This window comes from Haloferax larsenii, from assembly GCF_024730625.1.
GTDB classification, from domain to species: Archaea; Halobacteriota; Halobacteria; order Halobacteriales; family Haloferacaceae; genus Haloferax; species Haloferax larsenii.
Genome location: NZ_CP078063.1, coordinates 1,369,843 through 1,383,854, shown reverse-complemented (window position 1 = coordinate 1,383,854; position 14,012 = coordinate 1,369,843). Strand labels below are relative to the sequence as shown.

The 14,012-nt window shown below is 62.7% G+C and carries 15 protein-coding genes and 4 tRNA genes; 7 read left to right on the top strand and 12 right to left on the bottom strand.

The window, feature by feature from the left end:
* Window positions 1-24 precede the first annotated feature (24 nt).
* From KU306_RS07280 to KU306_RS19045, 3 genes are all read right to left on the bottom strand, one after another.
* A complete protein-coding gene (locus tag KU306_RS07280; protein ID WP_258303288.1) occupies window positions 25-1,410 on the bottom strand; it encodes an FAD-binding oxidoreductase in 1,386 nt (461 codons plus the stop codon).
* Window positions 1,411-1,648: 238 nt separating this feature from the next.
* Window positions 1,649-2,224 carry a class I SAM-dependent methyltransferase gene (locus KU306_RS07275; protein ID WP_258303287.1) on the bottom strand — a complete coding sequence of 192 codons (576 nt, stop codon included), beginning with the start codon at window positions 2,222-2,224 and terminating at the stop codon, window positions 1,649-1,651.
* A gap of 67 nt (window positions 2,225-2,291) precedes the next feature.
* Entirely contained in the window at window positions 2,292-2,456 is a 165-nt protein-coding gene (locus KU306_RS19045; protein WP_425499538.1) for a DUF7331 family protein, read from the bottom strand.
* Between the two features lie 732 nt (window positions 2,457-3,188).
* Between KU306_RS19045 and KU306_RS07270 the strand changes: the two genes are divergently transcribed.
* Complete coding sequence (locus KU306_RS07270; protein ID WP_169317615.1) at window positions 3,189-3,347, top strand: DUF7331 family protein; 159 nt, start codon at window positions 3,189-3,191, stop codon at window positions 3,345-3,347.
* Between the two features lie 68 nt (window positions 3,348-3,415).
* Here the strand turns inward: KU306_RS07270 and KU306_RS07265 are convergent, their stop codons facing one another.
* Window positions 3,416-4,663 carry an NADH dehydrogenase gene (locus KU306_RS07265; protein WP_007544820.1) on the bottom strand — a complete coding sequence of 416 codons (1,248 nt, stop codon included), beginning with the start codon at window positions 4,661-4,663 and terminating at the stop codon, window positions 3,416-3,418.
* 349 nt (window positions 4,664-5,012) lie between these two features.
* Here KU306_RS07265 and KU306_RS07260 point away from each other — a divergent pair, with 349 nt between their 5' ends.
* The 4 genes from KU306_RS07260 to KU306_RS07245 are packed head-to-tail and all read left to right on the top strand — an operon-like array spanning window position 5,013 to window position 7,349.
* The gene (locus KU306_RS07260; RefSeq protein WP_258303286.1) at window positions 5,013-5,459 is read left to right on the top strand and encodes a plastocyanin/azurin family copper-binding protein; all 447 of its coding nucleotides are present in this window, start codon (window positions 5,013-5,015) and stop codon (window positions 5,457-5,459) included.
* Window positions 5,456-6,145, top strand: coding sequence for an SCO family protein (locus KU306_RS07255; RefSeq protein ID WP_258303285.1), 690 nt, complete (start codon window positions 5,456-5,458; stop codon window positions 6,143-6,145). Before KU306_RS07260 ends, KU306_RS07255 begins: the two co-directional genes overlap by 4 nt.
* Before the next feature lie 3 nt (window positions 6,146-6,148).
* Entirely contained in the window at window positions 6,149-6,691 is a 543-nt protein-coding gene (locus KU306_RS07250) for a TlpA family protein disulfide reductase (protein ID WP_258303284.1), read from the top strand.
* Entirely contained in the window at window positions 6,684-7,349 is a 666-nt protein-coding gene (locus tag KU306_RS07245; protein WP_258303283.1) for a cytochrome c biogenesis CcdA family protein, read from the top strand. Before KU306_RS07250 ends, KU306_RS07245 begins: the two co-directional genes overlap by 8 nt.
* Window positions 7,350-7,636: 287 nt before the next feature.
* Here KU306_RS07245 and KU306_RS07240 read toward each other — a convergent pair.
* The 3 genes from KU306_RS07240 to KU306_RS07230 form a co-directional block, all read right to left on the bottom strand.
* Window positions 7,637-7,711 (bottom strand) — tRNA-Ile (locus KU306_RS07240).
* Window positions 7,712-7,811: 100 nt separating this feature from the next.
* A tRNA-Asn gene (locus KU306_RS07235) sits at window positions 7,812-7,915 on the bottom strand.
* A gap of 126 nt (window positions 7,916-8,041) precedes the next feature.
* Window positions 8,042-8,145: transfer RNA gene (locus tag KU306_RS07230), tRNA-Asn, on the bottom strand.
* A 136-nt stretch (window positions 8,146-8,281) separates the two neighbouring features.
* Here KU306_RS07230 and cca point away from each other — a divergent pair.
* Window positions 8,282-9,643: a CCA tRNA nucleotidyltransferase gene (gene cca, locus KU306_RS07225; protein ID WP_258303282.1), complete on the top strand. Its 1,362-nt coding sequence runs from the start codon at window positions 8,282-8,284 to the stop codon at window positions 9,641-9,643.
* On the opposite strand, the gene KU306_RS07220 is transcribed toward cca, so the two are convergent.
* The 4 genes from KU306_RS07220 to KU306_RS07205 all read right to left on the bottom strand — a co-directional run bounded on the left by KU306_RS07220 (window position 9,625) and on the right by KU306_RS07205 (window position 13,391).
* Window positions 9,625-10,635 carry a histone deacetylase family protein gene (locus KU306_RS07220; protein ID WP_258303281.1) on the bottom strand — a complete coding sequence of 337 codons (1,011 nt, stop codon included), beginning with the start codon at window positions 10,633-10,635 and terminating at the stop codon, window positions 9,625-9,627. The genes cca and KU306_RS07220 overlap by 19 nt on opposite strands.
* The gene (locus KU306_RS07215; protein WP_007544802.1) at window positions 10,635-11,066 is read right to left on the bottom strand and encodes a histone family protein; all 432 of its coding nucleotides are present in this window, start codon (window positions 11,064-11,066) and stop codon (window positions 10,635-10,637) included. Before KU306_RS07215 ends, KU306_RS07220 begins: the two co-directional genes overlap by 1 nt.
* A gap of 135 nt (window positions 11,067-11,201) precedes the next feature.
* Complete coding sequence (locus KU306_RS07210) at window positions 11,202-12,671, bottom strand: single-stranded DNA binding protein (RefSeq protein WP_258303280.1); 1,470 nt, start codon at window positions 12,669-12,671, stop codon at window positions 11,202-11,204.
* A 216-nt stretch (window positions 12,672-12,887) separates the two neighbouring features.
* Window positions 12,888-13,391 (bottom strand): hypothetical protein, encoded by a 504-nt coding sequence (locus tag KU306_RS07205; protein ID WP_007544799.1) that lies wholly within the window; start codon window positions 13,389-13,391, stop codon window positions 12,888-12,890.
* A 173-nt stretch (window positions 13,392-13,564) separates the two neighbouring features.
* Here KU306_RS07205 and KU306_RS07200 point away from each other — a divergent pair.
* Window positions 13,565-13,637: transfer RNA gene (locus tag KU306_RS07200), tRNA-Arg, on the top strand.
* Window positions 13,638-13,750: 113 nt separating this feature from the next.
* On the opposite strand, the gene KU306_RS07195 is transcribed toward KU306_RS07200, so the two are convergent.
* Window positions 13,751-13,972, bottom strand: coding sequence for a DUF7564 family protein (locus KU306_RS07195; protein ID WP_007544797.1), 222 nt, complete (start codon window positions 13,970-13,972; stop codon window positions 13,751-13,753).
* Window positions 13,973-14,012 lie beyond the last annotated feature (40 nt).

Here is a 14,012-nt window from a genome sequence, read left to right as displayed (position 1 = left end):
AACGAGAGACTGTGTTTGGCGGCGCTATGCTCTGGGTTCGATATTCTGGTTCACGTGGAAGAAGTTCTCGGGGTCGTATCTCGCCTTGACCTTCTGTAACCGCTCGAAGTTGTCGCCGTAGGTGGCGCGAATCCGGTCTTCCCCTTCCTCCATCATGAAGTTGATGTACGACCCACCGAGCGTGTGGGGGTGGACTGCCTCCCAGTAGTCCGTGGCCCAGTCGGTCAGTTTGTCGACGTTCGCCGGGTCGGGGTCGACGCCCGCGATGACCATCGACCAGTTCGCGTCGCGGGCGGACCACGCAGTCTCGTCGGCGTCCACGTCGTGGACGGCACCGTCGATGGGATAGAGGTGCATCGCCGACTTCGCCGTCGGCACTTCAGCGAAGCGCTTGTGGGCGTCGACGGCTTCGTCGCTCAGTTCGCGCACGAAGTCCCCTTTCCAGTACCACTGGTCTCCTTCCGGGTAGAGACCGTCGAACATCCCTTGCAGTGCTGGGTACGGCATCTCGCCGACGTGCTCGAACATCGGTTCGGCCACGTCACGGGCAGTCTGGAGCATCGACTCCGCCTGCTCGTCGTCTCCCGTGCAGCACCACATCAGGCCGCAGACCTTCTCGCCGTGAATCGCTTCGGGGAACGGGTCGCCCGGTACTTCGGCGACGAGATAGAAGGCGTACACGTCTCTCGGTGCCTGTGTTATCCAATCGCGGTACCACCGCATGGTCGTCTCGAGTTCCGAGAGCGGCCAGAACATCGGTCCGGCGATGACCGTGTCGACCGGATGTAACTGGAATTCGAACGAGGTGACGACACCGAAGTTGCCGCCGCCGCCCCGAATCGCCCAGAACAGGTCTTCGTTCTCGTCTTCGCTCGCGCGAACCATCCGGCCGTCGGCCAACACCACGTCCGCACCGACCAGATTGTCTATCGTCAGGCCGTACTTGCGGGTCAGGTATCCGTGTCCGCCACCGAGCGTCAGTCCCCCGACGCCAGTCGTCGAGATGATTCCGCTGACCGTGGCCATCCCGAACGCGTGGGTGGCGTGGTCTACGTCACCCCACGTACAGCCGGCTTCGACAGAAGCCCTCTGCTTGTCTGCGTCGACGCGGATTCCGTTCATCTCCGAGAGGTCGATGACCAGTCCGTCGTCCACCAACGACAGTCCCGGTCCGTTGTGACCGCCACCCCGAACCGCCGTCTCGATTTCGTTCTCGCGGCCGTAGTTTACTGCCGCGATGACGTCCGCGACGTCTGTACACTTTGCGATGAGTCGCGGACGCTTGTCTATCATCGCGTTATATATCGCTCGTTCGTCGTCGAACTCCGAGTCGCCAGGTCGAATCAGGTTACCCCGAAACGAATCCCGGAGTTCGCCGGGTATCGTTGCATCGTCTCTTGCTGTTGACATAGTTTTTTCACGCGCACCCTTCCCACCACTTTCATTCAGTCCGAATGCGGATAGTGCGCTACCGGTAGTACATCGCGCAGTGCGTTATTCGTTACCATTTGTCGCCCCCATTCGTTTAATTCCACAATTCTAATACAAAATATCCAGAATAATTGGTCGTCCTCGTTTCGAGAGTACCTTCCGCCGAGCCACGACGTGCCGGACCCGGTACCCGTTCGAGTACGTCGCCACCGACGTCTCAGACGCTGGCAAGCGCTTGTATCCACTTCTCGTCTTCTCGGTCGATACTGACCGTCCCGAAGCCCGCTTCGTCGAGAAGCGACCGAATCTCCTCGGGACGGTAGCGTTCGAAGTACCGGCCTGCGGCGTCGAATCCGCTCTCGTCGCCGTGTTTCAGCGACAGGTAGAGCGTCCCGTCGTCGACGAGCACTCGTCTGAACTCGCGAAGCGTCTCGGGTGCGTCTTCTCGTGGAACGTGGAGGAAAGATGCACAACTCCAGACGCCGTCGAAGGTGCCGTCTGCAAACGGGAGTCGTCGCATGTCGCCACGGGCGAACGAGGCCGCGGGAACGTCGGCCGCCGCCTTCTCGACGAACGACGCCGTGAGGTCGAAGCCAGTAACGTCGAAGCCGTCGTCGCTGAAGGTCCGTGTATCACTGCCGGGACCGCATCCGACGTCCAACACGCGCTCGCCCGAGAGGGCCTCGTAGAACTCGTCGCCGAAGCGTGCAGCGATAGATTCGGAGCGATACTTCTCGACGTACGCGTCCGCGTGACTCTCGTAGACGGTCGTCGTGCGAGAGACTTCGTCCATGCCACCCAGTCAGCGACGACGATTGTCAATTTTTCCACAGCAGTCGTCGTGCTCGACTTCTCGACCGTTATCGAACGTGGCTGTACTTTGGGACCGGGGCACCAACTGTGAGCAGTGTGTCCGACCAAATCCACGCTCTGGGTTCCTTCGTATCGCAGATGACGAGTCCTCCCTCGTCCCAGTAGCTCGCGATTCGTCCGCTTTTGGAGGGCTCGTGTGCTTCCTCAGTCATGTTCTTCGAAGAGTATTTCGTGTTCGGGTGGGTGAATTCCCGTTTTCGTTCCCACCCGACGAGAATCACGGACTCCGACGCTCCGAAGTTCTCCCCGCACCATCTACGACGAGCGACAGCCGATTTGACATCCTCCTGCGCCTGAAGACGCAGGAACCCCGAGCGTTGAGAGTTTCAGGTTCGCAACCATGACTCTGCCACTTTTCGGGAACCCATTTAACCCAGTCGTCGTGGTCAGCGGCTGACTGGCGGTGCCAAACCGCCGTTACTCCTATCCTCGGCGTCGTTGACTCCCATCTGTTGTTTTTGCCAGCAGGGAGTCCACGTCGATTCGCCGGACTTGGAGTTACCTTGGCTTGCTCAACCAACAGGCACGAGACGAACGTTTCAGCATTCGTGTTCACCGTGTTGGCGTTTCGGATACTGTCTCATTAGTGGCGGGTAGACCGCCTCCGAAGGCAGTTCGGAATCGCTCCGTTCCGACCTGACCTTACTCATTGATATGAAGTTACAATACTTGGAACTGCGGATTTTGGAAACTCAGGAATGCCATCGAAGGGGGTTCGTGTAGGATTTTGTCGGATTCATCCTGACCCTAAAGAGTCAGGTATTCTCCTCGATTTCGTATAATCTCCTTACACACCCCTAGTCACAGTGTTTTTCTGTCAGAGTTGATTCGAACGTGATACCCTCCAGACCGTCCGTCACAGGACACTCTGGACACATCTATCAATGCGTACTGAATCACGAGAATCGGTGACCGACCTGCAGTCGGTTTCCACGTTCGACGACTTGACTGGCTACGAAGACGGCCGCGCGTTCGTCATCTGCGACACGAAGAATCCGAACGCGTGGATTCGCTCCGACGAGACGCGACCGGTCTCGGACTGACGGCTGCACTGACGACGGCGGGCACACAGTGACGCCTTCAGCGTGAGAGCCATCGAGAGCGACTCGGCTCAGCGGCAGTCCTGACAGACGTACTCTGTGCTCGCTCCGAGGTGTTCCCACTCGGGACGTGCGATGTATGCACCGCACTCCGCGCACGCGGTCCAGTAGACCTTGTGGTCGTGTTCGAGGATGCGACCACCCGAGGCACCCACGTCCGCCGCGTCGCGGCCGACGACGACGTGCGTCTCAGTTACTTCCGTGACCGTTCCGTCGAACGGCGCGTGCTGGGCGTTGCTGATGCCCGCTTGTCCCGGAACGGAAATCATCTCTCCCGCTTCGACCGTGTCGCCGACGTCGACGATTGGTCGGCTCTGGTCGACGAGTGACCCGAAGTTCGGATTGGTGAGAAGCGGGACGCGGGCCTCGTCGGGTTCGAGAGTAGTCGGCTCAGTCTCGTGGTTTCCGGGCCAATCGCGTGCCTTGAGGACGTTGATTCGTTCGTTGCCCAGCGTGTTCTCTTCGGCCTCGTCTTCGTCGAGGACGAGCAGACAGTTGGTGCGTTTGGTGATGCCGAACTCGTCCGGGGACTCCTCGATTTCGAAGCACCACCCGGGCCCACCGTCGGCGAGAACCTCGTCATCCCGGAGGTCGTCAGGTGACCGCCCGGCGGCTTCGAGCAGGGCCGACGCCGGAGTTCCGACCGGAACCTTCAGGAAGCGATGGTGGGGCACGTTTCCGTCCACGTGGACGTACTTGTGCGTCACCGACTTCCCACTCTCCAGCGCCCGGTAGATGTTCAACACCGTCTCGGTGTTCTGGACGAGCCAGCCCTTGTCCATCGGCAACTCGTCGCGTAAGGCGACGCCAGCCACGATGCGGAGCAGCACGCTCTCCATTCCGTACTCGTATCTATCGTCGGTGTACGCGACGACGATTCCCGACTCCTCGGAGGCGTCTATCGGCAGGTCATCCGGGAGGTACACCGTCGGGTCGGCCGCGGCCTCGAAGTTCTCCATCCAGTCGTCTCGCTTCGACTCTTTCGCACACACGACGACGAGGTCGACCGTGTTCTCCAGAAGTAACTCGAAGAACTCGGCGTACAGTTCGGCGTGCGCGTCGCCGAGCCATTTGTCGATGTAGTAGTTCGGTTCGCTCTCCTGGTGGTTCATCAAGAGGGACGACACCTCGTCGATACGCTCCCACTTCGCATGCGTCGGGAACCCAGCACCGCCCGCCCCGGCGATACCAGCGTTCTTGAGCGTCGTCGCGAGCGCTGATACGTCGGCCTGTTTGAGGTTCTGAAGGCTCACGCTCATGGTTCTAGGTAGTAATATGCGTGGTCGTATTCATACCAGTTTCGTTATTCATAACATATATGGAATGCTTGCTAGATAATGTCTCTCAATGTTGTGGAGGACGAACATATTCGATACCGTTCTTCCACCCTCGGAATCGCTGTGTCTCTTAATCGAACGTGCTCGCGAAGGGCTAGCTGTACCGATGACCTCCATCTCACCCACCACACGGCGGCGACTACTCTCGACAACTGGGGGCGGCCTCGTCACGGGCGTACTGGGAGGCTGCCTCGGAGGGTCGAAGCCGGGCGGCGACGGGGCTGCTCCCGAAGCGAGCGACTCGGGCCTCCCATCGCGGGTGGAGGTCACGATGACATCCCGACCGACGCCGAAGTTCGAACCCCGTCTGGCCCACGTCGCAGTCGGTGGGACCGTCGTCTGGACGCTCCACTCCGGCGACCACGACTCGACGGCGTACCATCCAGACACCTACGGTCCGGACCGTATCCCACCCGGCACCGAACCGTGGGCCAGCGACACGATGAGTTCCGTGGGCGAGACGTTCGAACGGACCTTCGACACTCCGGGGGTGTACGACTACGTCGACACACAGGCTGTCTGTACGGCCCACGAGCAGATTGGAAACGTCGGCCGCGTCGTCGTCGGATGGCCGGAACTCGACCCGGAGGCACAGCCCGCGCTTCGACCGCCGCAGTCTGAACTCCCGCGAATCGCGCGAACCAGAATCGAGGAGTTGAACGACCAGACGCACTCGTTGCTGTCGAACGAGAGCACCACACCCACAGAAGAATCATGACTACACCATCACGCCCCGTCAGCCGACGAACAGTGCTGCGGGCGGCTGGCGTCGCTGCAACCATCGGCGTCGCCGGGTGCCTCTCCGCACGCGACCGACCAGCAAACGTCACCTTGGACCCACCCGAAAACTACGACAAACTCGTCGAAGCCGACCTGCCGTATCCAATCTACGGCGAGAAACTGCCGGCCGTCACCGTCCCCGGCGTCGTCCACGACCGACCGGTCTCGACCCGAGAGTTCGTCGGCGAGCGTCATCTGCTCTTGACGTTCGTCTACACCCGGTGTGACGGCATCTGTCTCAACCTCGGACAGAACCTCGTCCACGTGCAAGCCCACGCTGCTGACGCCGGGTTCACCGACGAAATCGCCGTCGCTGGCATCTCGTTCGACCCGGAACACGACACGCCAACTAGACTCCGGACGTGGGGTGCGAAACGCGGCCTCGAGTACGACCTCGGGAACTGCTATCTCCTGCGCCCCGAGTCACCAACGCGAGCGAGAACCGTCGTCGAGGACACCTTCGGCGAGGCGTACAAACACGAGGAAGGAGCCGAGATGCCGTTTCTCCACAGCGGTCTCATCCTCCTCGTCAACGACGAAGGCGTAGTGGAGCGTTCGTACGCCGGCGACCCACCGAACCCCACCACAGTTCTCGACGACGTCGAAGCACTCGTGGGGGTGTAGACGATGCGCCGCCGCGACCTCCTCGCCGGACTCGCCGGTGCGGCAACACTGGGGGCTGGCGCTTACGCCGTCAGCGGGGGCAACGGGTTCGGAGATGAACCCGAAGGTGTCGAGCCAGTCGCGTTGACTGCCATCGAGGCACCGGGAAGTCACGGAGAGACGCTGACGGTTCCCGAGCGGGGTCGCGTCACACTGGTCGAGTTCTTCGCCACGTGGTGTGACGTCTGTGCCGCATCGATGGCACCGCTCGGGAAGGCCTCCGACCGCGTCGGCGACGACGTGCAGTTCGTCTCCGTGACCAACGAACCGCTCGGCCACGCCATCACCCGCGCCGAGATTCGTGAGTGGTGGGTCGAACACGACGGAGCGTGGCCCGTGGCACCCGACGAAGACCTCGCGCTCACAGAGGCGCTGGGTGCCAGCGCCGTTCCGATGGTCGTCGTCCTCGACGCCGACAACGTCGTCACGTGGACCGCGAAAGGCAAGCACTCGGCGGAGACACTCGTCTCTCGCATCGACGAGGCCCGCGGAGGACACGATGATTAGCCCGGAGACCGCAGGCGCGGCCACGCTCGCACTCGGCGCGTCCGTGGCGACGTTCTTCTCGCCGTGCGCGTACGCCCTCCTCCCGGGGTACGTCGGCTATTACGTATCGAGCGTCGAAGACGAACCAGACGCCGATACACCGGTCGTCGGTGCCACCGTTCGCGGCGCAGCGGCATTCCTCGGCGTGGTCGTCGTCTTCGCCGTGTTATCGGCAGGGATACTGCTCTTGGGACGGTCAATCGAACCCGTCCTCGGCGTCCTCGAACCGCTCGTCGGCGTCGGCTTACTCGCGCTCGGTGTCGCAGTCCTCGTCGGCTACAGCCCGGATATCCACGTCCAGTTGCCCGAGCGGCGGTCGTCGAAACTCGGCTTCGTGCTGTTCGGTGGTGGCTACGCTATCGCCGCCGCTGGCTGTGTCGCACCCGTGTTTCTGGCGATTGTGCTTCGAGCGGTGACGTTCCCGCCCGGTCCGGCACTCGTCGTCCTCGGCGCGTACACGGTCGGCTTCGGCGGACTCCTTCTGGGTACGACTGTCGCTATCGCGGTGGGCCACAGAGGGCTTCTGGACTGGCTTGGGCGTCGACACCGGTATCTCGATGCAGTCGCTGGCGTGGTGCTCGTCGGCGCAGGAATCTGGCAGGTGGTGGTCGCGCTCTGATTCGGTTAGTGTTAGTCGCGCGCTCTGCGTGGTCGACGAGACACGAAGCGTTGCAGCTCCGGCAGTGGTACCGGACATGCCGCCAGAGTTGCAGCTGCCGACCAGCGACAGCCATCTACCGAACACCTCCGGCTAAAGTTATCGACAGACCGTAGCCCGGTCCGTAAGCTGAGCTTATGGAATTGGAAAATTTCGGCGTTTCAGGATTTCCGTCAAACGCCGATTTCGGGCACGTGACAGCCCGTACAGCGTGGTTTAGTTTTGCACCAAACCGACTAAATTTTTTATGGGCCCCATGGGGTTCGAACCCATGACCACCCGGTTATGAGCCGAGCGCTCTGACCAGACTGAGCTAGGGGCCCTCGGTCGATTCTTTTCCGGCGTGCCTCTTATGTCTTATCAGAAGACGTCGCCGGAAGGTACTCGACAGTCAACCGGCTCAGGACGCGAGAAACGAAGAAGCGCCGCCGCCAGGACTCGAACCTGGGACCACCTCGTGGCTGCGGAAGACAGCCGGAACTGAATTCCCTAACAGCGAGGTGCTCTACCAACTGAGCTACGGCGGCTCTCATTTCTGTGTACCGACGACTGATTGAAGTGGATTTCGTTTCGCTTCGGAGAAGTACGACTGTCGAACCACGAGAGCGTCACGAAAGAGACGTGTCACTCGAAGGCGTTGAAAGTGAGAGAAGCGCCGCCGCCAGGACTCGAACCTGGGACCACCTCGTGGCTGCGGAAGACAGCCGGAACTGAATTCCCTAACAGCGAGGTGCTCTACCAACTGAGCTACGGCGGCTTTCGTCTGCACTCCTTCGTATTCGACGTTTCTTGATAGGGCTTTCGTTTCCGCACGACGGCTGTCGGGTGCCATCGTCTCACGCGGCCGCGGCAGCACCGTCACGCTTTCGCCCGCAGGCGCGGAAGCGTCGCCCATGACGAATTCGGACCTCGATGCAGTCGTCGCCGCGGTCCGCGAGCGCATCGACCCCGACGAGGAGGAGCGTCGGGCGCTCGCAGATGCGGCGGCGGAGTTGGAGTCACGCGTCTACGACGCCCTCGACGACCTGCCGGTGGACGCCGACGTGCTCCAAGTCGGCAGCACCGCCCGCGGGACGTGGCTCTCCGGCGACCGCGACATCGACCTCTTCGTTCGGTTTCCCGAGGACCTCCCGCGAGACGAACTGGAGTCCTACGGCCTCGACGTCGGCCATGCGGTCCTCCCCGACGGCCACGAAGAGTACGCCGAACACCCCTACGTGAAAGGCGACTACGACGGCTTCGACGTGGACCTCGTCCCCTGTTACGACGTGCCCACCGCCCCCGATATTCGCTCGGCGGTCGACCGCACACCCTTCCACAACGAATATCTCGTCGAACACCTCGACGACGACCTCGCGGCCGACGTGCGCGTCTTCAAGCGCTTCCTGAAAGGCATCGGCGCGTATGGGAGCGACCTCCGTACCGAGGGCTTTTCGGGCTATCTCGCGGAGTTGCTCATCCTCGAATACGATGGGTTCGAACCGCTTCTCCGCGCCGCCACCGACTGGCACCCGCCCGTCGAGTTCGACCCGGAAGACCACGGCACACGGTCGTTTTCGGACCCACTCGTCGTCATCGACCCGACCGACCCCGAGCGAAACGTCGCGGCCGTCTGCTCGGCAGAAAACGTCGCCCGCCTCCAGCACTACGCCCGCGACCTGCTGTCGAACCCGCGCGAATCGCTCTTCTTCAACTCCGCGCCGCCCGCACTCGACGCCGACGGCGTCCGCAAGCACATCGACCGGCGCGGAACCACGCCGCTCGCCATCGTCTTCGACGCGCCGGACCTCGTCGACGACCAACTGTATCCGCAACTCAGAAAGTCGATTTCGGGGGTCGCCGACGGGCTCGACCGACGCGGGTTCGACGTGTTCCGCGCGACGACGTTCGCCGCCGACGAGGCCGTGTTGTTCGTCGAACTCGCGGTGTCCGAGCGACCCACAGTCGAACGCCACGTTGGGCCGCCCGTGCACGTTCGACAACATGCCGAAGGCTTCTACGGGGCGTACGCCGAGGGCAACGACCACTACGGGCCGTTCCTCGACGGCGACCGCTACGTGGTCGAGCGAGACCGGGAGTTCACGTCCGCAACCGACTTCGTGACGAGCGACGCGCTGTTCGACGTGGCGCTCGGAAAGCACGTGGAATCGACGCTACGAGAAGACGGCTACGAGGTGTTCGTCGGCGACGAGGTGGCCACCCTCGCCGAGACGTTCGGCGCCGAGTTAGGTCGGTTCTACGACCCGAGACCGTGAACGTCGCGAATCTCGTCGACTAAGTCGATATTCTTCTGCTCTGGGTCCTCGTCGGGGTCCATCGCGAGTCGGCCGTCGAACGTCTCGTGGACGATAGCGACGCCCTCCGAGAGCGTGTCAAGCCCATAACCGCCTTCGAGAACGAACGAGAGCGCAGTGTCGGTGTCGTCACACAGGTCGCGGACGCGTTCTGTGAGCATCGCGTACCCCTCAGTCGAAACGCGCATCCGCGAGATTGGGTCGTGTCGGTGCGCGTCGAAGCCAGCGCTGACGATGAACAGGTCGGGGTCGAATCGCTCGACTGCGGGGGCGATAGTCTCCTCGAACGAGTAGACGTAGTCGGCGTCGCCCGCGCCAGCGCGAAGCGGGATGTTCAGCGTCGTCCCTTCGGAACCAGCTTCGCCCGTCTCGTCGACCTCGCCAGTCCCGGGGTAGAGACCGTCTTCGTGAATCGACGTGTAGAAGACGTCGTCGCGGTCGTAGAAGATGTCCTGCGTGCCGTTTCCGTGGTGGACGTCCCAGTCGAAGATGGCGACGCGCTCGGCGAGGTCGTCGTCGATGACGGCCTGTGCGGCGACCGCCGCGTTGTTGAAAAAGCAGAACCCCATCGCGTCGTCTTCGACAGCGTGGTGGCCCGGCGGACGGCCTAAGGAAAAGGGCGTCCGACGGCCGTCGTCGCCGGAGAGTGCGGAGCGAGCGGCCCACTCCGCGAGTCCCGCAGACGCGAGTGCAGCGACCCACGTCTCCTCGACGGCGACGGTGTCTGGGTCCCAGTTACCGCCGCCGCCGCGACAGAAGTCGTGGAATTCGTCCACGTAGTCGTCGTCGTGGACGGCCGCGACGGTCGATTTCACGGCGGGCGCGGCTTCGACGTATTCGACGCCGTGACGCTTCGCCAACCCGCGCCGAATCGCACGGAGTCGGTCGGCAGTCTCTGGGTGTCGGGCCCCGGTATCGTGGTCGAGACACGATTCGTTGTAGCCGAAGCGCATTATTCGAACAGGGAGAAGTAGGTCTCGATGTCCTCGGCTTGCACGGTTCGGCGACCGGCGTGGTGGGTGAGTTTGACGGCGGCACTCGCCACGTTGGTCGCGTAATCTTCGAGGATATCGGCCAGTGCGATTCGAGCATCCATCGCGACCCGGTAGCGGTCGTCGATTTGGAGGCGAGCGATGCGGTCGATTGGTGCGACGGGGAGTTCGAGGTCGTCGCGCTCGACGACCTGTTCGACGCCGAAATCCTCGGCCATCAACGTCTTGCGACCGTCTTCAGTCGCCCGCTCGGCCGCGTCGATTGCCAACTCGGCGCCGTGTTCCTGAATCCGGCGCGCGAGCTCCTCTGCGGCACCTGCGCTGACGCGAAGGTTGCCCGCGTTCTGCCGGATAATCGCGTCTACCGGGGCGAACGGTAGCTCGACACTCATACCCACATATCGGGTCCGACCGGCGTATAATCCTTTCCGTAGCGGCGTCCATTGGATTTTACAGACCACCGGCTCACCCGAGTCCCACGATTGGTATCGGGGTGTGACGAACACACCCGTTAGAGTGGACGCTCGTTACCGCTTCGCGCCGGTGTGGACTTCGACCGAGTCGGCACTGATTCGACCGCCGGTCTCGGGGCCGCTGACGGTTACTTCGTCACCGAGACCGAGGTCGGCGTCGGTCTCGACGGTTTTGGTCTCCGAACCGTCGTCGAGGATGACCGGGTTCCCGGCCTGAACGACGGTGCCGGTGAACTCGACGACTTCGCCGCTGGAGGTCGTTGTGTCGTCGGCCGACTGACTGGACGAGGTGGCCGCGGTAGTCGAGGTAGTCGAGTCGGTCGATGCGTCAGACCCACTCGACTCGCCCGAGAACGCGCCGAGACCTTGGGAACTCGTCTGGTCTGCGCCAGCGTCGCTGTCGCCACCCGCGCCTGCGGGTGCGTCGTCCATGACGGTTACAGACGAGCGCCAGCCGGCGGACGCTTCGAGGTCGTCCTGCCAGCCGTCTTTGATTTCCACGTCGGTGATGACGACGTAATCGGCGAGGTCGACGTCCGTGTCGGCTTTCTCGCCCCAGAGGGCGACGCGGATGTCACCCGTGTCGTCGCGGACGCGGATGTTCCGAACCTGTCCTTCGGAGCCGTCGTCGCGGTCGAACGTTCGCTTGGAGTCGGATTCGATGACGCCGCCGGCGATATCGACGGTCTGGCCGAGTTCGAGGGCACCGATGTCGGTCGTCTCGGGGACGTACTCGATGTCTTCGTCGATGACTTCGACAGCGCCGCGCGACCCGACGTGGAGTTCGAGCGACCCGTCGCGCTCGCGGACGTAGCCGTCGACGACTTCGACCGACTGCCCGGCGTCGAGTTCCTCGACGAGGTCGGCGCGCTCGTCCCACATGGTGACGCGCACGCGACCCGTGGCGTCACCGACAGAGAGGTTCGAGACGCGGCCTTCGGAGCCGTCGTCGCGGTCGAACGTGCGGACGGTCCCGACGTCCAGAATCTTCCCTTTGAGGTTCACGTCCGAGAGCCCGAGTGCGAGGTCCTCGACGCGATAGGTGTCGAGCACCTTGACGTCGACTTCGGCGTCGGGGTCCTCTTCGACCTTGCTCGCGCTGACTTCGACGCCGCTGTAGCCGTCTTTCGGGCGGCCACCGATGCGGAGGACAGTGCCGACTTCGAGGTTCTCTTCCGCGCCAGCGGCCATCTCGTCCCACAGCGAGACGCGGATGCGACCCGTCTCGTCGGCGACTTCGATGTTGAGGACTTTGCCGTCTTCGTCCTCACCGTCGCGCTCGAAGGTTCGAACGTCGCCGACGCTGACGACCTTGGCGAGGAACTTCACGTCCTCCATGCCCGGTTCGATGTCGGCGATGCCGTTTACCTCCTCGTCGCGGAGTTCGTGAGCGATGAGCATCGCCGCCGTCTCCTCGTCGGCGAGACCGCCCATCTGCTCGACTTTGTCGTTCACCGCGGCCTCGAACTTCTCGAACTCGACATCCGTGTCGAGGTCGTCGTAGACGTCTTCGATGACGCCCATCAGGCGTCACCTCCATCGACGAAAGACGCACCGCGTCGCAGAACACACGTCGTACTCATTCTATGCACGAACAGGGAAGGCCGGCGCTTAAGCGTTGTTTTCCTCGTGATTCGGGCTTCGAAAAGCCCCCTCGAATCGAGTGACATAGCGGGGGTGAAGCCGTCTTCCGTGATGAACCTTCGGTGGGCCGTCGAAAGGGGCGACTGCGAGAAGTCGTCAGGCGTCGTCGAAGTCGATGCGGGCAATCTCCCGGCGACCGTCCACGTCGTCGTGCTCGACGACGACCTCGCCGGGGAGGCCATTCGCGAACTGAAGTCGGGCCTCGTAGCCGACAGGCTTGAGCGCCTCGGTACACGCCTCGTCGGGGTCTCGGTCCTCGACCGTCTCGACGAGAAGCGACGCCACGTCGGATTCGGGGTCGTAGGCCACCCCGCCGAGTCGAGCGATAGCACACCCGTTTGCACCCCAGAGACAGCCCTCGACGAGGACGCCAGTCGAGACGTACGTCGCCCGTGCAGCGCCGCCCTGCGGACAATCCGGGTCGTGCCGCGGCGAGAGTGATTTGTCGACCAATCGTGGTTCCGTCGGAGTCGGCGTCGGCGTCGATTCGGTGGTTGTGGTCTCTGTGCCGTCGTCGGTTGCGTCGTCGCTCGTACACCCTGCGAGGGCTGCACAGAGGCTTGCGGTCCCGGTGAGCAGGGCGCGTCGGTTCACGACCAAAGGTACAGCGGGGCGGAAAAAAGTCCTTGTGTCGGGACACGTCGCAGACGGACCGAGGAGACGCCCGCCCCGCTATTTCCGTGCTTCTCCGTGCCGTGGTCCCGCGGTTCACTGGGAGTCAACATCGTAACCGTCTTAAGTAACCGTCGAGTACCGAAGGATGCAGCAAGACAGTCCTGGTAGGGTAGTGGACTATCCTCTTGGCTTGCGGAGCCAGGGACCGGAGTTCAAATCTCCGTCAGGACGTTTTCCTTCCGAACACTAACCTTCGAGAGACCACCGTCTCTCGGTCGTAACTCCGACACGGACTCCACGGTACGACACAGTCGCTCAGCGGCCAGTCCGGCAAAAAGTGAGTGTTACTCGTCGTCGTACGGTGGTTCGAGGTGTGGTGCGTCGTCTTCGTCGGGCTGCGTGACCGACGAGACGGAAGCGGGGCTCTGTGGGCGGGGACGGGGGGCATTCTCAGTCCGAGGTTTCGACGACCACTCTTCGTTGCAATCGGGGCAGTAGTTGCCCTTGTAGGCTCTGGAGAACAGGTACGCGTCTCCACAGCTGATGCAGACTGGAGAGGGGGTCATTAATCGACACCTCGGCTGAGGGAGGAGAGGGCATTCATGT